Raw genomic sequence first — 18,862 nt, forward strand, 5'->3', positions numbered from 1 at the left:
CGGATCATCTGCAACTGCTGGCAACCAATCGGCTCAACATTATCAACTGACTGTTGCACTTGGAACCTGAGGCCGCCCTTCTGTTGGAGCAGCAAGTTTCCGGACGTCGACAACGCGCCCTATGGCGATTATGTAATCTTTCAGTGGAAGTCCGAGGGCAGCAATATCTACCCTTTCTTCATGAAGGTGCAGGCCGGCCGGTTTGAAATGACGCACTACAACACCCGGCTTGATGGTGAAAAACACAAGGTGGTCTGGTGGACGCGAATTGAAGCGGACAAGTGGTACGACATCCGAATTCGGGTTCTGCTCTCCAGTGACCAAGATATCGGTACCGTTCAGCTCTTTCTGGATAATGCGCCCCAGAAATTCACGGCCGACCGGGAAGGAAAACCCAGGGAACCCGATGAAAAAGATCCTTGTACCCTCGTGTGCCAGACATTCTCTCCTGCCCGGCATTACTTGAAATGGGGCGCTTACAATACCGGGTTCCCACTGAACGCGCTGAAACACTACGTCGACAAACTCATGGTAAAACGCATTGCATAGTCAGCTTCGAAACTGATGGCTGTTGCGGGGGTGGAAGACCGGCATGTCTTCAACCCCCGGCGCCTCAGCGCTTGGCGATGATGTATACCGCGTGCACGATCCCTGGAATGTATCCCAGCAGGGTCAGCAGAATATTCAGCCAGAACGCCCCGCCAAACCCCACCTGCAGAAACACCCCCAGCGGAGGCAAAAGAATGGCAATGATGATGCGAATAAAGTCCATGCGAGTCTCTCCTGAAGGGTTACATCAAAGACTAGCCGCTCGCCACAGAGGTTCCACCAGCCAAAAAAAACGCCCCGGGCCGAATGAAACAGGCCAGGGGCGATGCGCAGGAACGCCAGACGGTTCGTAGAATTCTCGGTCTTGCTAAACAGCTACGCCGGCACCTCGCGGCGGGCCTGCTGCTGGGCATGCAGGCGCGCAAAGGCGCGTGCCAGGCGCAACAGCATTTCATCGATGTTGCCCTTGCTCACGGTCAGCGCTGGCGAAAAACGCACCACATCCGCTTGCGGCGCATTGAGCAGCAGGCCTTCGTGCAGGGCGGCCGCCACCAGCTCGCGGGCCAGGCTTTCCTTTAGCTGCAGAGCCCACAGCAGGCCTTGCCCGCGTACTTCACCCTGGCCATAGCGCCCGGCCAGGCGGCTCAGGCCTTCGCGCAGGTGGCGGCCGTTATCCTGCACCTGGGCAAAAAAGCCCGGCTCCAGCACGGTGTCCAGCACCGCCATGCCGGCGGCGCACATCAGCGCATTACCGTGGTGGCTGCCTTCCAGTTCGCCAGGCGCGGCGCAGCATGCTGTACCCCGGGCAAGCAACGCAGCCAGTGGCACCCCGCCGCCCAGGCCTTTGCCCAGGGTGATGATGTCCGCGCGCACTCCGTAGAGCTCCTCGGCCAGCAGCGCGCCACAACGACCGATACCGGTCTGCACTTCATCGAGGATCAGCAGGATGCCCAGTTCACGGCACAGCGTTTCCACACCCTTGAGGTACTCCAGCGTGGCGGGGATAACACCCGCCTCGCCCTGGATGGGCTCCAGCATGATGGCCACGGTGCGCGAATCCACTGCGGCGTGCAGGGCAGCCAGATCATTGAACGGCACCTTGCTGAAGCCCGGCAGGCCAGGCTCGCAGCGGTTGCACGGCAACGGGTCAGACGCCGACAACGCACCCAGGCTGCGGCCGTGGCAGGCCTGGCTGGCAGTGATGATGTGGTAAGCGCCGTTGCGGTGCAGTTGGCCCCACTTGCGGGCCAGCTTGATCGCACCTTCACAGGCCTCCGCACCGCTGTTAAGCAGGTAGGCCTGCTCGCTGCCGGTGCTCTGGCACAGGCGGTTGACCAACCCCAGCAAGCCACGGCTATGAAAGCCCGAACCCGGGTTGATCAGTGCCTGGGCCTGGTTGCCCAGCGCTTTCACCAGCACGCTGGGGCTGTGGCCCAGGCTGTTGACCGCACCGCCCTGGGTAAAGTCCAGGTAGGCATGCCCTTCGTTGTCCCACAACCAGGAGCCCTGCCCTCGCACGAACACCTGCGCTGCACGTTCGGCGCCGGGCATCAGGCGATCACGCGACAACTCATCAGCCTGCGGCACGATCACCGGCGCACGCTTGGGCTCGGCGACAGCGGCAGGTGCCGAACGGCGCAGGTTGAACAGGTTCATCAGGGCTCCAACCAATCACGGTAAAGGGCGGCCACGGTGCGGTCTTGATGCCGACACTCTATATTTTGCCTTGCCTATCAAAAGTGTTTTTCATCCTGGGTAACAATCAGCCTGATGACTGCTGTAACCCTTTGGAATACGGCGATAGACTAGGCTTCACGAGGGTTTTCGACCATTTCGTTTTTCCAGCATTTTCGATAAGTGTTACTTATGGATTTCCGCCAACTGCGTTATTTCGTCGCGGTGTACGAAGAAGGTCACGTGGGCCGCGCCGCCGAGCGCCTGTCGCTTTCCCAACCGGCGCTCTCCCAGCAGATCCGTCAGCTGGAACACAGCCTGGACCTGAGCTTGTTCGAGCGCAGCAACAAGCGCCTGCTGCCCACCCTGGCTGCCCATACCCTGTACAACCACGCCTTGCCATTGCTTGATGGCCTGCAACGCGCCCACGAGGCCATGCGCAACTTCAAGGGCCAGTCGCTGCGCACCCTGGCTATCGGCGTGTTGCAGACCGTGCGGCCCAGCCTGGTGCCACAGTTGCTCGAACGGCTGCGCAAGGCACAGCCGCACCTTGTCGTGCAGATATACGAGTTGTCGGGGCTGGAGATAGAACGGCGGCTGCTCAACGGCAGCCTGGATATCGGCATCAGCTACCTGCCACCGCGCCAGCCAGGGCTGCATGGCCTGCTGCTGTACGAAGATGAACTGCAACTGGTCATACCCGATACCCACCCCCTGAAGGATTTCAAGAAGGTGTCCATCCGCCAAGCCGCCGAGTTGCCCATGCTGATGCTGGGTGAGGAGTTCCAGATCCGCCAGATCTGGCAGGCGCAACTGGCCAGCCAAGGCCGACGGCCACACGTGCAGGCAGAGATGAACAACATGGCGGGCATTCTCGACAGCCTGGCGCACACGGCACTGGCCACCATTTTGCCGGGGCGGGCCAAGGAGGCTGCCGAGGATGATCAAGGGCTGCTGTGGAAGCCTTTGAGCGAGCCGCGGGTGCCGCTTAAGGTTGGCCTGGTGTTCCGCGATGCACAGCGCCAGCAGGCCTCTGTGGAACTGCTGCGCACGCTACTGGAGGAGGAGACGGACGCCCGCCTGTTGGGGGCGTCGCCGCTGGATGTGCTGGCCTGAAAAAACACGCGCACAAAGAAAACCCCGCCGAAGCGGGGTTTTCCAGACTGTTTCCCTGTGACATCCGTATCGCCCCGCCATCCTGGCAGGTGGTCCTTCGTCGTCTTCCTTGATCTGTCCTTTGCGCTTCCTGCGCAACGTCCATGTGGTAAAGATTAACCGTGGATCCAATCTTAGAACAGTGGTGAAAAGTCACCACGTCGTGTAGGAAAATGCTTACAAAGAGGATTCGTTCCCAGGAATGCCATGGCTGGGGGCCGCAAAGCGGCCCAAAAACATGTCAGAACTGCTCGGCATCCAGCAGGAACAGCGACTCACTCCCCGCCTTCACCGAAGCCACCAGCGAATCCACACGTGGCAACAACCGTGCAAAGTAGAACCGCGCCGTCCCCAGCTTGCCCGAGTAGAACGCCTCGTCCCCCTCACCCGCCTGGGCCGCCCGCGCCATCAGTGCCCACATGTAGGCATAGGCCACATAACCAAAGGCATGCAGGTACTCGACCGACGCCGCGCCGATTTCATTCGGGTTGCCTTTGGCCTGCTCCAGCACCCATTCGGTCAGCCCGTCGAGCTGGTCGAGGCTGGCAGCCAAGGGCTTGGCAAACTCGTCCAGTTCGCTGCCTGCGCTGGCAATGAACTGGCGAATCTCGTCGGAGAACAATCTGTAGTACGCCCCGCCGCTGGCCACCACCTTGCGCCCCATCAGGTCGAGGGCCTGGATGCCGTTGGTGCCTTCGTAGATCTGCGTAATGCGCACATCACGCACCAACTGCTCCTGCCCCCACTCACGGATGTAACCATGCCCACCAAATACCTGCTGGCCGTGCACAGTGCTCTCCAGCCCCAGGTCGGTGAGGAACGCCTTGGCCACCGGTGTCAGCAGTGCCACCAGCTCTTCGCTGCGCTTGCGCACGGCGGCGTCTTCGCTGTACTTGGCACTGTCCAGCTGCATGGCCACATAGGTCGAGAAGGCGCGGCCACCCTCGATCTGCGCCTTCATGGTCAGCAGCATGCGGCGCACGTCCGGGTGGACGATGATCGGGTCGGCGGCCTTGTCCTTGGCGTGCGGGCCGGTCGGGGCGCGGCTCTGCAGGCGGTCGCGAGCATATTCCACTGCGTTCTGGTAAGAGCGTTCGGCGGAGGCCAGGCCCTGGATACCCACGCCCAGGCGCTCGTAGTTCATCATGGTGAACATGGCCGCCAGGCCCTTGTTCGGCTCACCGACGATGTAACCGATCGCTTCGTCGAAGTTCATCACACAGGTGGCCGAGGCCTGGATGCCCATCTTGTGCTCGATCGAGCCGCATGTCGCCGGGTTGCGCGCGCCCAGGCTGCCGTCTTCATTGACCAGGAATTTGGGCACCAGGAACAGCGAAATGCCTTTCGGCCCCGCCGGGGCATCCGGCAGCTTGGCCAGTACCAGGTGGATGATGTTCTCGGTCAGGTCGTGCTCGCCGCCGGTGATGAAAATCTTGGTGCCGCTGACCTTGTAGCTGCCGTCGGCCTGAGGCTCGGCCTTGGTGCGGATGATGCCCAGGTCGGTACCGGCATGCGGCTCGGTCAGGCACATGGACCCAGCCCACACACCCGCATACATGTTCGGCAGGTACTTGGCCTTCAGCGCTTCGCTGGCGTGGGCATTGATCGACAGGCAGGCACCTGCAGTAAGCATCGGGTACAAGCCAAAGGCCAGGCTGGAGGCATTGACCATTTCCTCGACCTGAGCCGAGATGGCCTTGGGCATGCCCATGCCACCGAACACCGGGTCGCCGCCCACGCCTACCCAGCCGCCTTCGGCGTAGGTGTTGTAGGCCTCGATGAAACCGGCCGGTGTGCTTACCGCACCGTTGTCCCAGCGGCAACCTTCTTCATCGGCGGCGCGGCTAAGCGGCGCGATGGTCTTGGCGGTGACCTTGCCGGCTTCTTCCAGCACGGCCATGGCGGTGTCGGCATCGACTACCTCTGCCAGCCCGGGCAACTGCGCCCACTGCTCGGCCACGTTGAAGACTTCATTCAGTACGAAGCGCATGTCGCGCAGGGGCGCTTTATAGTCAGCCATGACAACCTCTCACTAGTCGGGTCGGGGCGGTCTCGGGGAACCGCGACACTGGGGTTGATGGCAGTGTAACCGAACAACTTTTACGAGACATAGGGTCATCACTTGACCGCATAGTCTTCTACGGTCACGCCGTACGCACCGCCCCACGCTGCGATTGCTGCCCATGCACCATGACACAATTGCGCCCCGCGCCTTTAGCGCTGTACAGCGCCTGGTCAGCAGATTTCAGCACCGCTTCGGGGTTACGGTGGTCAACCTGGCGCTCGGCCACACCGATGCTGATGGTGACCGACACCGTCCCGCCGCTGCTGCCCGCCCGCCGCTGGCGCCCGCTGGTATCGTCCTGTGGACGGCTGTTCTGGTCGCGCAGGTGCATCACATAGTTGGCGATCACCTCGCGCACGGCCTCCACGTGGGGCACGCATTCCTCGGCCGTCTTGCCGGCGAACACCAAGGCGAACTCCTCACCGCCATAGCGATACGCGCGGCCACCGCCGGTCACCTTGGACAAGCGGCTGGCAACCAGGCGCAACACCTGGTCACCCACATCATGCCCGTGGGTGTCGTTGAATTTCTTGAAGTGGTCCACATCGGTCATGGCGATTACGTAGTTGCGCCCCAGGCGCTGCATGCGCTCGTTCAGCGCACGGCGCCCCGGCAGGCCGGTCAGTTCGTCACGGAAGGCCATCTGGTAGGCCTCGTGCGCAACCGCTGCGGCGATCATCAACATCACCTGGCTGCACATGATGTTCAGGGTGAACGGCAAGATGAAGGTCTGCGGCAGCATCCAGAAAATACCCAGCAACCCGGTTATCAACGCGGCGTGCAACGGCCGCGGTGCGCGCAGGTATTGCACCACCAGCAGGAGGAAAACGCCGATGAACAACGGGTAGACCATCTGGATCAGACTCATCCACTGGCCATGCAAGGTGGGCCAGCGGATTTCCGCCAGCCAGGTCAGCAATGCTTCAGGGTAGCTTTGTTCAAGGGCTACCGCCACGCTGCCCACTGCGAACAGCACGGCGCCGCGAGCGACCATGTCCTGTAGCAGGTGGGTACGTTCTTGCCAGGCGCCGTATAGCCCGAACAGAGCGGGCAGCAGCAGGCACACCAGGTGGAAGATCACGGCCGCGTCCTCGCGCACGCGGCCATGGTCACGGTAGAAGTCGGTCTGGGTGTCGAGCAGGTAGTAGGCGATGTACACCGTGAGCATCATGAACAACTCACGCTGGCGACGGTAAACCGCGCAGTAGGCACCGCCCAGCAACAGGACCAAGGTGGGCAGGACGTTGAACAGCGATGTGAAAAAGACACTGAGGTCTCTCACATAGGCTGCGGCGAGCCCTGCCAGCAACAGGAACAGCGAAGGCAGGAAGTGGCTTGCGCGAACAGCGTTAAGACGAAACAAGGGTAATCTCCAACCCGGCAGATCAATAGTGGCATTGTGCCCTCACTTCATCGGCAGCGCACATGAACAGTTGAATTTCGTTTCAGATGCCATCCGGTGCAGGAACGCGCTGAACCTGAAAAATAAAAAAACCCGCCTGCCGGTGAGGGCAGGCGGGTTTTCGCTACAGCGGATAGATCAGTACGACAGGCCGAAGTGCTCTTCGTCCATCGCCATCAGGTTGTTGGCACCCGACAGCATGGTCGCCACATGCGTACGGGTACGCGGCAGGATACGTTGGAAGTAGAAGCGCGCAGTCTGCAGCTTGGCAGTGTAGAAGGCCTCTTCGCTGGTGCCGGCTGCCAGCTTCTCGGCTGCCAGGCGGGCGATGTCGGCCCAGAAGTAGGCCAGGCAAGCGTAGCCGGAGTACATCAGGTAGTCGACCGAGGCCGCGCCCACTTCCTCGCGGTCCTTCATGGCGGCCATGCCCACTTTCATGGTCAGCTCGCCCCACTCCTTGTTGATGGCCGCCAGCGGTTCGACAAACTCCTTGACCGCTTCATTGCCTTCCTGCGCCTGGCAGAACTTGTGCACGATCTTGGTGAAGCCCTTCAGCGCCTCGCCTTGGGTCATCAGCACTTTACGGCCGAGCAGGTCGAGGGCCTGGATGCCAGTGGTGCCTTCGTACAGCATCGAGATACGGCTATCGCGTACGTTCTGCTCCATGCCCCACTCGGCAATGAAGCCGTGGCCGCCATAGATCTGCACGCCGTGGTTGGCCGCTTCGAAACCGACTTCGGTCATGAACGCCTTGGCGATCGGGGTCAGGAACGCCAGCAGGGCATCGGCCTTCTTGCGCTCCTCTTCGTCCTGGCTGTACTTGACGATATCCACCTGCTTGGCGGTGAAGTACACCATCGCGCGGTTGCCTTCGGCAAAGGCCTTCATGGTCAGCAGCATGCGGCGCACGTCAGGGTGCACGATGATCGGGTCAGCGGCCTTGTCCGGGGCTTTCGGGCCAGTCAGGGAGCGCATCTGCAGGCGCTCGCGGGCGTACTTCAGGCCACCCTGGAACGCCACTTCGGCGTGGGCCAGGCCTTGCAGCGCGGTACCCAGGCGAGCCGTGTTCATGAAGGTGAACATGCAGTTCAGGCCCTTGTTGGCCGGGCCGATCAGGTAGCCGGTTGCAGCATCGAAGTTCATCACGCAGGTCGCGTTACCGTGGATGCCCATCTTGTGCTCGATGGAGCCGCAGCTCACGCCGTTGCGCTCGCCCACACCGCCTTCGGCGTCAGGCAGGAACTTCGGCACGATGAACAGCGAAATACCTTTGGTACCGGCCGGTGCATCCGGCAGGCGGGCCAGGACGATATGGACGATATTGCCGGCCATGTCGTGCTCACCGGCCGAAATGAAAATCTTGGTGCCCGACACTTTGTAGCTGCCGTCGGCCTGTGGCTCGGCCTTGGTGCGCAGCATGCCCAGGTCGGTACCGCAGTGCGGCTCGGTCAGGCACATGGTGCCGGTCCATTCGCCGGACACCAGCTTGGTCAGGTAGGTGTGCTGCTGCTCGGCAGTGCCGTGCGCAGAAATGGTGTTCATCGCACCGTGCGACAGGCCAGGGTACATGCCCCACGACCAGTTCGAACCGCCAACCATTTCGCTCAAGGCCAGGCCCAGCGACTCCGGCAGGCCTTGGCCGCCATGCTCGATGTCATGCGCCAGGCTCGGCCAGCCGCCTTCGACGAACTGCTCGTAGGCTTCTTTGAAACCGGTCGGGGTTTTAACACCCGATTCGCTCCAGGTGCAGCCTTCCTGGTCACCCACACGGTTCAGCGGGGACAGCACCTGCTCACAGAACTTCGCACCTTCCTCAAGGATCGCGTCGACCATGTCAGGCGTGGCGTCCTGGCAGCCCGGCAGGCTCTGATAGTGCGCCTCATAGCCAAGCAGTTCGTCGCGAACGAAGCGGATATCACGCAAGGGGGCTTTGTAATCAGGCATTGCGATGAACCTCTGGGTCAGTTCTGTGGGGGTGACCAGCTCTTGGCGGCCGTCTATCAAACAGTTGTTTGAAACTTACGTTTAGCTCCGCCTTCTGTCAAGGTTGGACTATGGTGCCATTTACGCCACGAAAAATGGCGTTTACGCCACACCCAGAAAAATCGCCGCCTCTGTGGGAGCGGGCGTGCCCGCGAAAAGGGCCCGGCCAGACATTAAAGAAGCCTGACCTGACGCATTCGCGGGCACGCCCGCTCCCACAGGGGCTGTGTTTAATTGAAGGGGGATCTGTCAGGCGTAGGTGTCGATGATCCGGCCGAGCATTTCGTCGGATGCCTTGACCACCTTTGCGCCAAGTTCGACTTCGGTTTTGCCTACGGCCATTTGCACCACGCTGGTGGCCATGTCCATCTGCTGGCTGCGGTCGACCGAACGCAGGCGTTCTGCCTGAAAATCGCTGGACTGGCTGGTGGCGGTACGTTCGGCGGTGGTGTTGGCGATCTGGCCGGCGGCCTGATCGACGCGGTTCTGGCCGGTCTGGATAGCGCTCAGGCCCGCGTAATAAGCGGAGCTACCGGTGATTTCCATGTCAGGACTCCATTGACGCTGGATGACGAACAGGCCTAATTAAAACAGGCTGGGCGCGAAAAGGCCCGTTTAAAAGCATAATGGCCTGGTGCCAGTTGATAGGCCTTGGGTATTCCTGCACCGGCCCTATCGCCGGCAAGCCAGCTTCTACAAGAGCGGTTTCCCCCGCGAAGGGGCCGGGCGTGGAAACGGCTAATCCAGCAGATCCAGCTGAAGGTGTTCAGCCACCATATCGGCACTGGCTTGCTTCAATTTGGGCACCCGCCCAAGGCAAGGCGCCGGCAAGCGCTCCGCCAGGCTCGCCAGATTCTCTTCAAGTCGCGAAGTACGGGGCTCGATGATGTTGGCCACCCACCCGGCCAGTTGCAGCCCGTCACGCTCGATGGCCTCGGCGCTGAGCAAGGCATGGCTGATGCAACCCAAGCGCACCCCAACCACAAGAATCACCGGCAACTGCAGCGCAACGGCAAGGTCGGAAAGATTCTCCAGGCCCGACAGTGGCACGCGCCAGCCACCGGCCCCTTCGACCAAGGTGAAATCGGCATTTTGTTGCAGCACATTGCGCATTGCCGCCAGCAGCTCCGGAACAGCCAACGTAACCCCCGCCTCACGCGCCGCCACATGCGGGGCAATCGCAGGCTCGAAGGCAAACGGGTTGACCTGCTCATAGGGCAACTTGATCGTGCTTTCGTCGATCAACGCCTGGGCATCGCTGTTGCGCAAGCCTTTCGCTGTCATCGTGCAGCCGGAGGCCACCGGCTTGGCACCCAGAGTACTCATGCCCTGCAAGCGCGCCGCATGCAAAAGCCCGGCGGCGATGGTGGTCTTGCCGACATCGGTGTCGGTACCGGCAATGAAATAGGCCTGGCTCATCTCGCTCCCCTTACGCCTGTGGCTTGCGCAACACACCATAGACCACCTGATAGGTGGCTGGCAGCCCCTCGGGCTGGCGAAATGCCTCATAGGCCTGCAACAGGCCCTGCATGCGGGCGCGGCCGGTGAGGCCTGAGGGGCGACCCGGGTTGAGGTTATGTGCGCCCAGCGCCTTCAGTTCATGGGTCAGGCTGCGTACATCCGGGTAGTGCAGCACATGCGGGCAGCGCTGCAGCCCAAGTTGTTCAAAGCCACTGTCGGCACACAGGCGCTGGTAATCTTCAAACCGGCGGAAGCGGTTCACATGCACCAGGCCGTCCACCGCCTGCCAGCTGGCACGCAATTCGCCCAATGTCCCCACGCACAGGCTGCTGAAGGCCATTACGCCTCCCGGGCGCAGTACCCGCAACGCCTCGGCCAGCACACTGGCGAACTGGTCGCACCACTGCACGGCCAGGCTGGAGAACACAAGCTCGACACTGGCATCTCGCAGCGGCAAACGCTCGGCGTCACCGGCCACGTAGTAGCGCGCCCCACCCTGTTCATGCCGGGCGTGGCGCAGCATGCCTTCGGCGATGTCCACTGCCACACCGCTGGCCTGTGCGAAACGCTCGGCCAGCTTTCGGCTGAAATGGCCAGTGCCACTGCCCAGGTCCAGCCAGTGCGACGGCTGCATGCCTGCTGGCAACTGCTGCAGCAGGTTCAAACCGACAGCGCGCTGCAAGGCTGCCACGCTATCGTAGCTGGCCGCAGCGCGGGAGAACGAAGCCGCCACCTGGCGTTTGTCGGGCAATGCGCCGGGCAGGGTCGGACGGGAAAGGTCAGTCATCGCCACTCTCATGCAGGAAACTCTTGATGCCCGCCGCCAACTCCTGCGGGTACTCCAGCAGGAACGCGTGGGAACTGTCTTCGACCAGGCCCACTTCCACATCAGGCAGCAGCTCGCTCAACGCCGTCGCTGCCTCTGCCGGCACCAATGCATCGCTGCCTGCGAACAGGTGCAATTGCGGGCCGCCATAGGCCTGCAGTGCTTCGCGGGTGTCCAGCTTGGCCAGCACCTCAAGGCCGGTGCCCAGGTACAGCGGGTCGGTGTCCGGCACACCAACACCCAGTTGGCGTAGCAACGTGCGCGGCTGCAGGGCGCCATCACTGCATAAGGTACGGAAGCGTTTGAGGGTCACCTGTGTATGGCTGCGGCAGCCATCGAGGAAGGTGCCGAAGGTGTCTTCGGGCATGCCATGGGGCCAGTCTGGCCGGGCGACGAAACTGGGGTTGCTGGCCAGGGTCAGCAGGCCACAGCAGTAATCGCCGCGCTGTTTCGCCAGCGCGCTGGCCAGCATGCCACCGAGCGACCAGCCGCCCAGCCAGACATTGCTGGGCAGCTTGCGGTCCAGGTGATCCACCCAACCCTGCACATCGCTGTGGTCCAATTCCGGCAGTGGCATCAGCTCTATCTGCAGGCGGGTATCCTGGGCGCGCAGGCTGGCCGCCAGCGGCTCCAGTGAAGCAGTACCCAGGCCCCAGCCGGGCAGCAGTACAAGACGATTACGCATCGGCGTTCTCCAGTTGTGGATAACACTCGGCCAATGCATTCAACAATAGCTGCACCTGCGCCTCGCTGTGCGCGGCGCTCAGGGTTACCCGCAGGCGTGCGCTGCCGGCCGGTACGGTGGGCGGGCGGATGGCGGTCACCAGCAAGCCGCGCTCGCGCAACATACGCGACAGGCGCAGGGCCTGTGCGCTGTCGCCAATCATGATCGGCTGGATCGGCGTCGGGCTGTGCATCAACGCCAGCCCGATCTGCTGCGCACCTTCGCGGAACTGGCGAATCAACGCTGTCAGGTGCTCGCGACGCCAGGTGTCGCGGCGCAGCAGCTCCAGGCTCTTGAGCGTGGCGCAGGCCAGCGCAGGTGGCTGGCTGGTGGTGTAGATGTAGGGGCGGGCGAACTGCACCAGTGTCTCGATCAACGCTTCGCTGCCGGCAACAAAAGCGCCAGCCGTACCGCAAGCCTTGCCCAGCGTACCGATCAGCACCGGCACATCTTCCAGGCCCAGGCCGAAGTGCTCGACGATGCCGCCGCCCTGTGCGCCGAGGGTGCCCAGGCCATGGGCGTCGTCGACCATCAGCCAGGCACCGCGGGCGCGTGCGACCTTAGCCAGCGCCGGCAGGTCGGCCACGTCGCCGTCCATGCTGAACACGCCATCGGTCACAACCAGCGTATTGCCAACGGCCTTCTCCAGGCGGCTGGCCAGGCTGGCCGGGTCGTTGTGAAGGTAGCGGTTGAAGCGTGCACCGCTGAGCAGCCCGCCATCCAGCAGCGAGGCGTGGTTCAGGCGGTCTTGCAATACCGTATCGCCCTGCCCCACCAGCGCGGTGATGGCGCCCAGGTTGGCCATGTAGCCCGTGGAGAACAACAACGCACGCGGGCGCCCAGTCAGTTCGGCCAGCGCCTCTTCAACCTGGTGGTGCGGCGTACTGTGGCCCACCACCAAATGCGAGGCCCCTCCCCCCACACCCCAGCGCTCGGCGCCGGCCTGCCAGGCGGCGATCACCTCAGGGTGGTTGGCCAGGCCCAGGTAGTCATTGCTGCAGAAGGCCAGCAGCCGCTGGCCGTCGACCACCACTTCGGGCCCTTGCGGGCTCTCCAGCAGTGGCCGCTGCCGATACAGGTCTGCGGCGCGCCGTTCGGCCAGGCGCGCCGCCAGGTCGAAGGCCATATCAGGCCGATGCAGCGTTGTAGAACATCTCGCTGCTGCGCTGTTCGACCAACGCCTGCTCGATGGCCGCCTGATGCACTTCGTCGGCATGCTCCTCACGCGCTTCTGGCTTGATGCCCAGGCGTGCGAACAATTGCATGTCTTTGTCGGCCTGAGGGTTGGCAGTGGTCAGCAGTTTTTCGCCGTAGAAGATCGAGTTGGCGCCAGCCATGAACGCCAAGGCCTGCATTTGCTCGTTCATCTGCTCGCGGCCGGCGGACAGGCGCACGTGCGACTTGGGCATCAGCAGGCGGGCGACGGCCAGCATGCGAATAAAGTCGAACGGGTCGACGTCCTCTTCTTCGGCCAGCGGCGTGCCGGCAACCTTGACCAGCATGTTGATCGGCACCGACTCCGGGTGCTCGGGCAGGTTGGCCAGCTGAATCAGCAGGCCGGCGCGGTCGTCCAGCGACTCGCCCATGCCCAGGATGCCGCCAGAGCAGATCTTCATCCCCGCATCGCGCACATAAGCCAGGGTCTGCAGGCGCTCGCTATAGGTGCGGGTGGTGATGATGCTGCCGTAGAACTCCGGTGAGGTGTCGAGGTTGTGGTTGTAGTAGTCCAGGCCGGCCTGGGCCAGGGCCCGAGTCTGCTCCTCGTCGAGCTTGCCCAAGGTCATGCAGGTTTCCAGGCCCATGGCCTTCACGCCTTTGACCATTTCCAGCACGTAGGGCATGTCTTTGGCCGACGGGTGCTTCCACGCCGCGCCCATGCAGAAGCGGGTAGAACCGATGGCTTTGGCGCGGGCAGCCTCTTCCAGCACCTTCTGCACTTCCATCAGCTTCTGTTTTTCCAGCCCGGTGTTGTAGTGGCCGGACTGTGGACAATATTTGCAATCTTCCGGGCAGGCGCCGGTCTTGATCGACAGCAGGGTCGACACCTGCACCCGGTTGGGGTCGAAATGCGCGCGGTGCACGGTTTGCGCCTGGAACAGCAAGTCATTGAACGGTTGCTGGAACAGCGCCTTGACCTCGGCCAGGGACCAGTCGTGACGTGTTGTTGCAGTTGTGCTGGCGCTCATCGGCGTTTCCTTGTTTAGGCTGAAGCTGGCGCCGGGACAGGAAAGCCCACAAGCGCATCACGGATAGCTCGCATAGTTACGGAAGGCCCATGAACTGTCAACCACACTGGAAAAGACTGGTTTACAAGTGCTCACTTATTAATCAATCGTGTTTATTGTGCGATGAGCCTGCCGAGCAGCACTACCCGTTGTGCATCGCCTGCGAGCAGGAACTGCCATGGCTGGGTGACCACTGCCTGCGTTGCGCCTTGCCCTTGCCCATGGCCGGCCTGACCTGCGCCCAGTGTTCCCAGCGCTTGCCGGCCTTCGATAAGGTCGTTGCGCTGTGGCATTTCGGTTTTCCGGTGGACACGTTGGTCAGCCGCTTCAAGCACAACCGTCAGTGGCCTCTGGGCCGGCTGATGGCTGAATTGTTGGGGCATGGGCTAATGCATCGCTTTGCCGAAGGGCTGCCCCGTCCTGACCTGCTGTTGCCTGTACCCCTGGCCAAGCGTCGACTGCGCGAGCGTGGGTTCAACCAGGCAGGAATGCTTGGGCGGTGGCTGGGGTCGCAATTGGGGGTAAATTGCGATGAGCGAATACTGGCGCGCACGCGCGAGACACCGGCACAGCAACGTCTGGACGCCAAGGCACGGCGGCACAATTTGCGTCAGGCGTTTGCTGTAACCCGTGAACTGAAAGGCAAGCATGTCGCCATCGTCGATGATGTATTGACCACCGGTGCCACTGCCCAAGCTATTGCCCAGGCACTACGCAGGGCAGGCGCGCGGCGGGTGGATGTGTATTGCCTGGCACGTACGCCCAAGCCGGGGTATATCTGACCAGGCGCGGATCGCCGCTCCTGCACACTATCCATTCTGACTATAACGACCGAACGCCCATGCCCCTACCCACGCTTCTCACCCAGCACATCGCCCGCCGCCCCCAGCGCATCGCACTGCTGCAGCACATTGCCGAGCAAGGCTCGATCACCCGCGCAGCGAAGGCAGCGGGTATCAGCTACAAGGCTGCCTGGGATGCCATCGACGAGCTCAACAACCTGGCCAGCCAGCCGTTGGTCGAGCGCAGCACCGGTGGCCGTGGCGGTGGTGGTGCGCGCTTGTCGCCGGAAGGCGAGCGGGTGCTGCGCTTGTATCAACGGCTGCAGACACTGCAGGCGCAAATGCTTGAAGCCGCCGAAGAATCCAGCGACCTCGACCTGCTCGGGCGCCTGATGCTGCGCACCAGTGCGCGTAACCAGCTGCAGGGCCAGGTCAGCGGCCTGCGTCGTGAAGGCCGATATGATCGCGTCAGCCTGGCATTAGGCGGCGGGCTGGAGATTGATGCGCTGATCACCCACGACAGCACCGCGCGGCTGGAGCTGACACTGGGGACGATGGTGGTGGCGCTGCTCAAGGCGGGATGGGTACGGTTGCTGGCGGAGGGGGAAGCCCCCGAAGCGGGCAGCAACTGCTTGAACGCAACGGTGGAAGAGGTGCTGGCAGAGGATGACGGGCCCAGTGAGCTCCGGCTGGCGTTGGGCAATGGGCAGACATTGTGTGCCATTGCCGAGGCGCACTGGTTGGCTGGGCAGCCGGTGGCGGCGGGCAGTGCGGTGCAGGTGCAGTTTCATCCGTCCTATGTGTTGATCGGGGTTCCTGCATAGCCTGGCCGCGCTTCAGCGCGGTTCGCGGGTAAACCCGCTCCCACAGGGAACGCGCCGCCTGAGACATGTGCACAAAACCTGTGGGAGCGGCTTTAGCCGCGAAGAGGCCGGTACAGGCATAACGCGTTACCATGGCCCCACGCTGCTTACCCTCCGGAGTCACCATGTCCCACCCCTTCGACACCCTCACCCCCGACCTGGTCCTGGACGCAGTGGAAAGTATCGGCTTTCTCAGCGACGCCCGGGTGCTGGCACTGAACAGCTACGAGAACCGCGTCTATCAGGTGGGCATTGAAGACGCTCAGCCGCTGATCGCCAAGTTCTATCGCCCAGGCCGCTGGACAGATGCGGCGATCCTCGAAGAACACAGCTTCACCGCCGAACTCGCCGACTGCGAGGTGCCTGTGGTTGCGCCGATGCAGCACGACGGCCGCACCTTGTTCGAGCACCAGGGCTTCCGTTTCACTCTGTTCCCGCGCCGCGGCGGCCACGCTCCGGAGCCCGGCAACCTCGACCAGCTCTACCGCCTTGGCCAGTTGCTCGGCCGCCTGCATGCCGTAGGCGCCACCAAACCATTCGAGCACCGTGAGGCCCTGGCTGTGGAGAACTTCGGCCACGCCTCGCTGAACACCCTGCTGGACGGTGGTTTTGTCCCGCGCGAACTGTTGCCGGCCTTCGAGTCCGTAGCACGCGACGTGCTCAAGCGTGTCGAGGACATCTACGCCCGCACACCGCACCAGCTCATCCGCCTGCACGGCGACCTGCACCCCGGCAACCTGATGCACCGAGACGAGGTGTACCACGTGGTCGACCTTGACGACTGCCGCATGGGCCCGGCAGTGCAAGATCTGTGGATGATGCTGGCGGGCAACCGCGAGGAGCGCCTGGGGCAACTGGCCGAACTGATCGACGGTTACAACGAGTTCCACGATTTCGATCCGCGCGAACTGGCCCTGATCGAGCCGTTGCGTGCCCTGCGCCAGCTGCACTATAGCGCCTGGCTGGCGCGGCGCTGGGACGACCCGGCATTCCCGCCCAGCTTCCCCTGGTTTGGCCAGCCACGCTACTGGGGCGACCAGATTCTTGCGCTGCGCGAGCAGATGGCTGCGCTGGATGAGCCACCCCTGAAATTGTTCTAGAGGTAGGGACGTCTCTGTCTACAATAGGGGTCGCTATATTTAGCTACCTAAGCAAGGATTCTGCATGCACGCCGCAAACCCGCGTCGCGGGTACATATTGGGCCTGAGCGCCTACATCATCTGGGGCCTGTTCCCCATTTACTTCAAGGCAATCCAGAACGTCCCGGCAGTGGAGATCATTGTCCACCGGGTGCTCTGGTCGGCACTGTTCGGCTCGCTGCTGCTACTGGTGTGGAAACACCCCGGCTGGTGGCGCGAACTGCGTGACAACCCGCGCCGGCTGGGCATTCTGGCGCTGAGCGGTGCACTGATCGCCGGCAACTGGCTGACCTATGTGTGGTCGGTAAACAACGGCCGCATGCTCGAGGCCAGCCTGGGTTACTACATCAACCCGCTGATCAACGTGTTGCTGGGCATGCTGATACTTGGCGAGCGCCTGCGCCGCCTGCAATGGCTGGCGGTGGGCATGGCCGCCTTAGGCGTAGCACAGCAGGTGTGGCAGGTAGGCAGCCTGCCTTGGGTGTCGCTGGTGCTGGCGTTGAGCTTCGGCTTCTACGGGCTGATTCGCAAACAGGCGCCAGTGGCGGCATTGCCGGGCCTGGTGGTGGAAACCTGGATGCTGGTGCCGCTGGCCCTTGGCTGGCTGCTGCTGCACCCGGCGGCGATGAGTGCCCAAGGGGCGTTTTACACCAGCAGCGAAGCCTTGTGGTTGATGGCTGCCGGGCCGGTGACGCTGATACCGCTGGTGTGCTTCAACGCTGCGGCGAGGCACCTGCCGTATACCACCTTGGGCTTCCTGCAGTACCTGGCGCCCACCTTGGTGCTGTTGCAGGCCGTCCTGCTGTTCGATGAACATTTGTCGTCGAGCACCTTAGTGGCGTTCATGTTCATCTGGGCGGGTCTGGCGATTTACAGCGTTGATGCGTGGATGAGTTTGCGCAAGCGAAGCTGATCATTAAATGATCAAAATCATGCAGGCCACGTGGTTCGTGGCCTGCAGCGACATCTCCAAAGGTTATCCACACCCTCGTCCCCGTGCTTTGTGCACAAGCGGCTGAAACTTGAACGTTTTTTGATCAAAACCGTGCAAGGCACAGGGTACCTGGGCTGGAGCGCTACACCCCCAGGTTATCCACAGGGCCTTCCCCGTGATATCGGGATAACCGCAAGGGGCTGCGATGCAGCCCCCGGGAATGTCGGATCAATCCTCCGCCCGCAACTTCAACTCCACCATCAAATCATCCGCCAGGCTCTCCAGCTTCTGCTGCAGTTCATCCAGCGAAAGGGTCAACGGCAGCGCCAGCAAGGCATCTGCATGAAACAGTGGTTCGCTGCTCATCGGTGCCGGCCGTACCTCAGTGGTAAACCGCTCAAGGTTCACGCCCAGATCCGCCAGCAACCGGGTAATGTCGCGCACGATCCCCGGCCGGTCATTCCCCACCAGCTCCATGGCAATCGGCTTCCAGGTGCACGACGGTTCAATACCGCTCTCGGCAATCAGCACCCGAATGTCATACCTCGCCAACCCCTGCAACGACGCCACCAGTTCAGCATAATTCTCTGCCGGCACCGCCACCCGCAAGATGCCGGCAAACTGCCCGGCCATGCGCGACATGCGGCTTTCCAGCCAGTTGCCACTGTGGTCGGCGATGCACTGGGCAATGCGTTCGACCTGGCCGGCCTTGTCAGGGGCGATAACAGTCAGTACAAGATGATCCACAAGCCCTTCCTCGTGTCGGACCGCGCCCGGCGGCAGTAAATCGGGGGATCGACTCAGTATAGGCAAGGCGCGGCAACCTGCCGCAGGGCGGCCAGCACAACGAATCGTGTACTGTTTCAAGATTTATCTGGAACAATCCACCTGTTTTTTGCGAACATACCCACTCCCAGCGTGACCATACGCGACCAACGGGTCGCATAACGGCGCTTTTAGTCTGATTTTGCCCCGCCTACTGCTTCATGTAGTATCCCGTGGCGCGGACTACAAAACGTCGTTTGGATGTCTGCCAAGGCGCCTGTGAAAATACGCACACTGCCTGCCGGCCTGTCTGGC

The 18,862-nt window shown here is 62.4% G+C and carries 18 protein-coding genes; 6 read left to right on the forward strand and 12 right to left on the reverse strand.

Going from position 1 to position 18,862, the window contains the following annotated elements; genetic code table 11:
- Positions 1-549: heparin lyase I family protein (locus tag LU684_RS10210; RefSeq protein WP_232894612.1), on the forward strand; the 549-nt coding region annotated here is incomplete at its 5' end.
- A gap of 64 nt (positions 550-613) precedes the next feature.
- On the opposite strand, the gene LU684_RS10215 is transcribed toward LU684_RS10210, so the two are convergent.
- Positions 614-772 (reverse strand): YqaE/Pmp3 family membrane protein, encoded by a 159-nt coding sequence (locus LU684_RS10215; RefSeq protein WP_003177654.1) that lies wholly within the window; start codon positions 770-772, stop codon positions 614-616.
- A gap of 152 nt (positions 773-924) precedes the next feature.
- Positions 925-2,205: an aspartate aminotransferase family protein gene (locus LU684_RS10220; RefSeq protein ID WP_060517990.1), complete on the reverse strand. Its 1,281-nt coding sequence runs from the start codon at positions 2,203-2,205 to the stop codon at positions 925-927.
- Positions 2,206-2,415: 210 nt separating this feature from the next.
- Here LU684_RS10220 and LU684_RS10225 point away from each other — a divergent pair, with 210 nt between their 5' ends.
- Positions 2,416-3,339, forward strand: a complete 924-nt coding sequence (locus LU684_RS10225; protein ID WP_016484586.1) for a LysR family transcriptional regulator — start codon at positions 2,416-2,418, stop codon at positions 3,337-3,339.
- 280 nt (positions 3,340-3,619) lie between these two features.
- Here LU684_RS10225 and LU684_RS10230 read toward each other — a convergent pair whose 3' ends face one another.
- The 9 genes from LU684_RS10230 to bioB form a co-directional block, all read right to left on the reverse strand.
- The gene (locus LU684_RS10230) at positions 3,620-5,398 is read right to left on the reverse strand and encodes an acyl-CoA dehydrogenase C-terminal domain-containing protein (RefSeq protein WP_023047098.1); all 1,779 of its coding nucleotides are present in this window, start codon (positions 5,396-5,398) and stop codon (positions 3,620-3,622) included.
- A 124-nt stretch (positions 5,399-5,522) separates the two neighbouring features.
- Entirely contained in the window at positions 5,523-6,806 is a 1,284-nt protein-coding gene (locus tag LU684_RS10235) for a GGDEF domain-containing protein (protein WP_016484584.1), read from the reverse strand.
- A 177-nt stretch (positions 6,807-6,983) separates the two neighbouring features.
- A complete protein-coding gene (locus LU684_RS10240; RefSeq protein ID WP_016484583.1) occupies positions 6,984-8,789 on the reverse strand; it encodes a phenylacyl-CoA dehydrogenase in 1,806 nt (601 codons plus the stop codon).
- 288 nt (positions 8,790-9,077) lie between these two features.
- Positions 9,078-9,374, reverse strand: coding sequence for a hypothetical protein (locus LU684_RS10245; RefSeq protein ID WP_016484582.1), 297 nt, complete (start codon positions 9,372-9,374; stop codon positions 9,078-9,080).
- A gap of 192 nt (positions 9,375-9,566) precedes the next feature.
- The gene (gene bioD, locus LU684_RS10250) at positions 9,567-10,247 is read right to left on the reverse strand and encodes a dethiobiotin synthase (protein WP_016484581.1); all 681 of its coding nucleotides are present in this window, start codon (positions 10,245-10,247) and stop codon (positions 9,567-9,569) included.
- Between the two features lie 10 nt (positions 10,248-10,257).
- Positions 10,258-11,076 (reverse strand): malonyl-ACP O-methyltransferase BioC, encoded by an 819-nt coding sequence (gene bioC / locus LU684_RS10255; protein WP_232894614.1) that lies wholly within the window; start codon positions 11,074-11,076, stop codon positions 10,258-10,260.
- Positions 11,069-11,800 (reverse strand): alpha/beta fold hydrolase, encoded by a 732-nt coding sequence (locus LU684_RS10260; protein WP_095116653.1) that lies wholly within the window; start codon positions 11,798-11,800, stop codon positions 11,069-11,071. The genes bioC and LU684_RS10260 overlap by 8 nt, the downstream gene beginning before the upstream one ends.
- Complete coding sequence (bioF, locus tag LU684_RS10265; protein ID WP_096425485.1) at positions 11,793-12,965, reverse strand: 8-amino-7-oxononanoate synthase; 1,173 nt, start codon at positions 12,963-12,965, stop codon at positions 11,793-11,795. The genes LU684_RS10260 and bioF overlap by 8 nt, the downstream gene beginning before the upstream one ends.
- 1 nt (position 12,966) lies before the next feature.
- Complete coding sequence (gene bioB, locus LU684_RS10270; protein WP_016484577.1) at positions 12,967-14,025, reverse strand: biotin synthase BioB; 1,059 nt, start codon at positions 14,023-14,025, stop codon at positions 12,967-12,969.
- Between the two features lie 89 nt (positions 14,026-14,114).
- Here bioB and LU684_RS10275 point away from each other — a divergent pair, with 89 nt between their 5' ends.
- The 4 genes from LU684_RS10275 to rarD all read left to right on the forward strand — a co-directional run bounded on the left by LU684_RS10275 (position 14,115) and on the right by rarD (position 17,761).
- Entirely contained in the window at positions 14,115-14,846 is a 732-nt protein-coding gene (locus LU684_RS10275) for a ComF family protein (RefSeq protein ID WP_016484576.1), read from the forward strand.
- Between the two features lie 59 nt (positions 14,847-14,905).
- Positions 14,906-15,670, forward strand: coding sequence for a TOBE domain-containing protein (locus LU684_RS10280; protein WP_016484575.1), 765 nt, complete (start codon positions 14,906-14,908; stop codon positions 15,668-15,670).
- Positions 15,671-15,834: 164 nt separating this feature from the next.
- Entirely contained in the window at positions 15,835-16,809 is a 975-nt protein-coding gene (locus tag LU684_RS10285) for a serine/threonine protein kinase (RefSeq protein ID WP_070086413.1), read from the forward strand.
- Positions 16,810-16,873: 64 nt separating this feature from the next.
- Positions 16,874-17,761 carry an EamA family transporter RarD gene (gene rarD / locus LU684_RS10290; RefSeq protein ID WP_016484573.1) on the forward strand — a complete coding sequence of 296 codons (888 nt, stop codon included), beginning with the start codon at positions 16,874-16,876 and terminating at the stop codon, positions 17,759-17,761.
- A gap of 249 nt (positions 17,762-18,010) precedes the next feature.
- On the opposite strand, the gene LU684_RS10295 is transcribed toward rarD, so the two are convergent.
- Entirely contained in the window at positions 18,011-18,529 is a 519-nt protein-coding gene (locus tag LU684_RS10295; protein WP_016484572.1) for a glycine cleavage system protein R, read from the reverse strand.
- Between the last annotated feature and the right edge of the window lie 333 nt (positions 18,530-18,862).

The sequence above is a fragment of the Pseudomonas sp. NMI542_15 genome (assembly GCF_021283425.1).
Lineage (GTDB): Bacteria > Pseudomonadota > Gammaproteobacteria > Pseudomonadales > Pseudomonadaceae > Aquipseudomonas > Aquipseudomonas fortuita.

What these genes read in the sequence shown, in the direction of transcription:
- LU684_RS10245 (WP_016484582.1), bottom strand. Translation starts at nt 9,374, where the DNA reads ATGGAAATCACCGGTAGCTCCGCTTATTACGCGGGCCTGAGCGCTATC.
- bioD (WP_016484581.1), bottom strand. Translation starts at nt 10,247, where the DNA reads ATGAGCCAGGCCTATTTCATTGCCGGTACCGACACCGATGTCGGCAAG.
- bioF (WP_096425485.1), bottom strand. Translation starts at nt 12,965, where the DNA reads ATGGCCTTCGACCTGGCGGCGCGCCTGGCCGAACGGCGCGCCGCAGAC.
- LU684_RS10225 (WP_016484586.1), top strand. Translation starts at nt 2,416, where the DNA reads ATGGATTTCCGCCAACTGCGTTATTTCGTCGCGGTGTACGAAGAAGGT.
- LU684_RS10280 (WP_016484575.1), top strand. Translation starts at nt 14,906, where the DNA reads ATGCCCCTACCCACGCTTCTCACCCAGCACATCGCCCGCCGCCCCCAG.
- LU684_RS10260 (WP_095116653.1), bottom strand. Translation starts at nt 11,800, where the DNA reads ATGCGTAATCGTCTTGTACTGCTGCCCGGCTGGGGCCTGGGTACTGCT.
- LU684_RS10275 (WP_016484576.1), top strand. Translation starts at nt 14,115, where the DNA reads ATGAACTGTCAACCACACTGGAAAAGACTGGTTTACAAGTGCTCACTT.
- LU684_RS10285 (WP_070086413.1), top strand. Translation starts at nt 15,835, where the DNA reads ATGTCCCACCCCTTCGACACCCTCACCCCCGACCTGGTCCTGGACGCA.
- LU684_RS10230 (WP_023047098.1), bottom strand. Translation starts at nt 5,398, where the DNA reads ATGGCTGACTATAAAGCGCCCCTGCGCGACATGCGCTTCGTACTGAAT.
- bioC (WP_232894614.1), bottom strand. Translation starts at nt 11,076, where the DNA reads ATGACTGACCTTTCCCGTCCGACCCTGCCCGGCGCATTGCCCGACAAA.
- LU684_RS10220 (WP_060517990.1), bottom strand. Translation starts at nt 2,205, where the DNA reads ATGAACCTGTTCAACCTGCGCCGTTCGGCACCTGCCGCTGTCGCCGAG.
- LU684_RS10240 (WP_016484583.1), bottom strand. Translation starts at nt 8,789, where the DNA reads ATGCCTGATTACAAAGCCCCCTTGCGTGATATCCGCTTCGTTCGCGAC.
- bioB (WP_016484577.1), bottom strand. Translation starts at nt 14,025, where the DNA reads ATGAGCGCCAGCACAACTGCAACAACACGTCACGACTGGTCCCTGGCC.
- LU684_RS10215 (WP_003177654.1), bottom strand. Translation starts at nt 772, where the DNA reads ATGGACTTTATTCGCATCATCATTGCCATTCTTTTGCCTCCGCTGGGG.
- rarD (WP_016484573.1), top strand. Translation starts at nt 16,874, where the DNA reads ATGCACGCCGCAAACCCGCGTCGCGGGTACATATTGGGCCTGAGCGCC.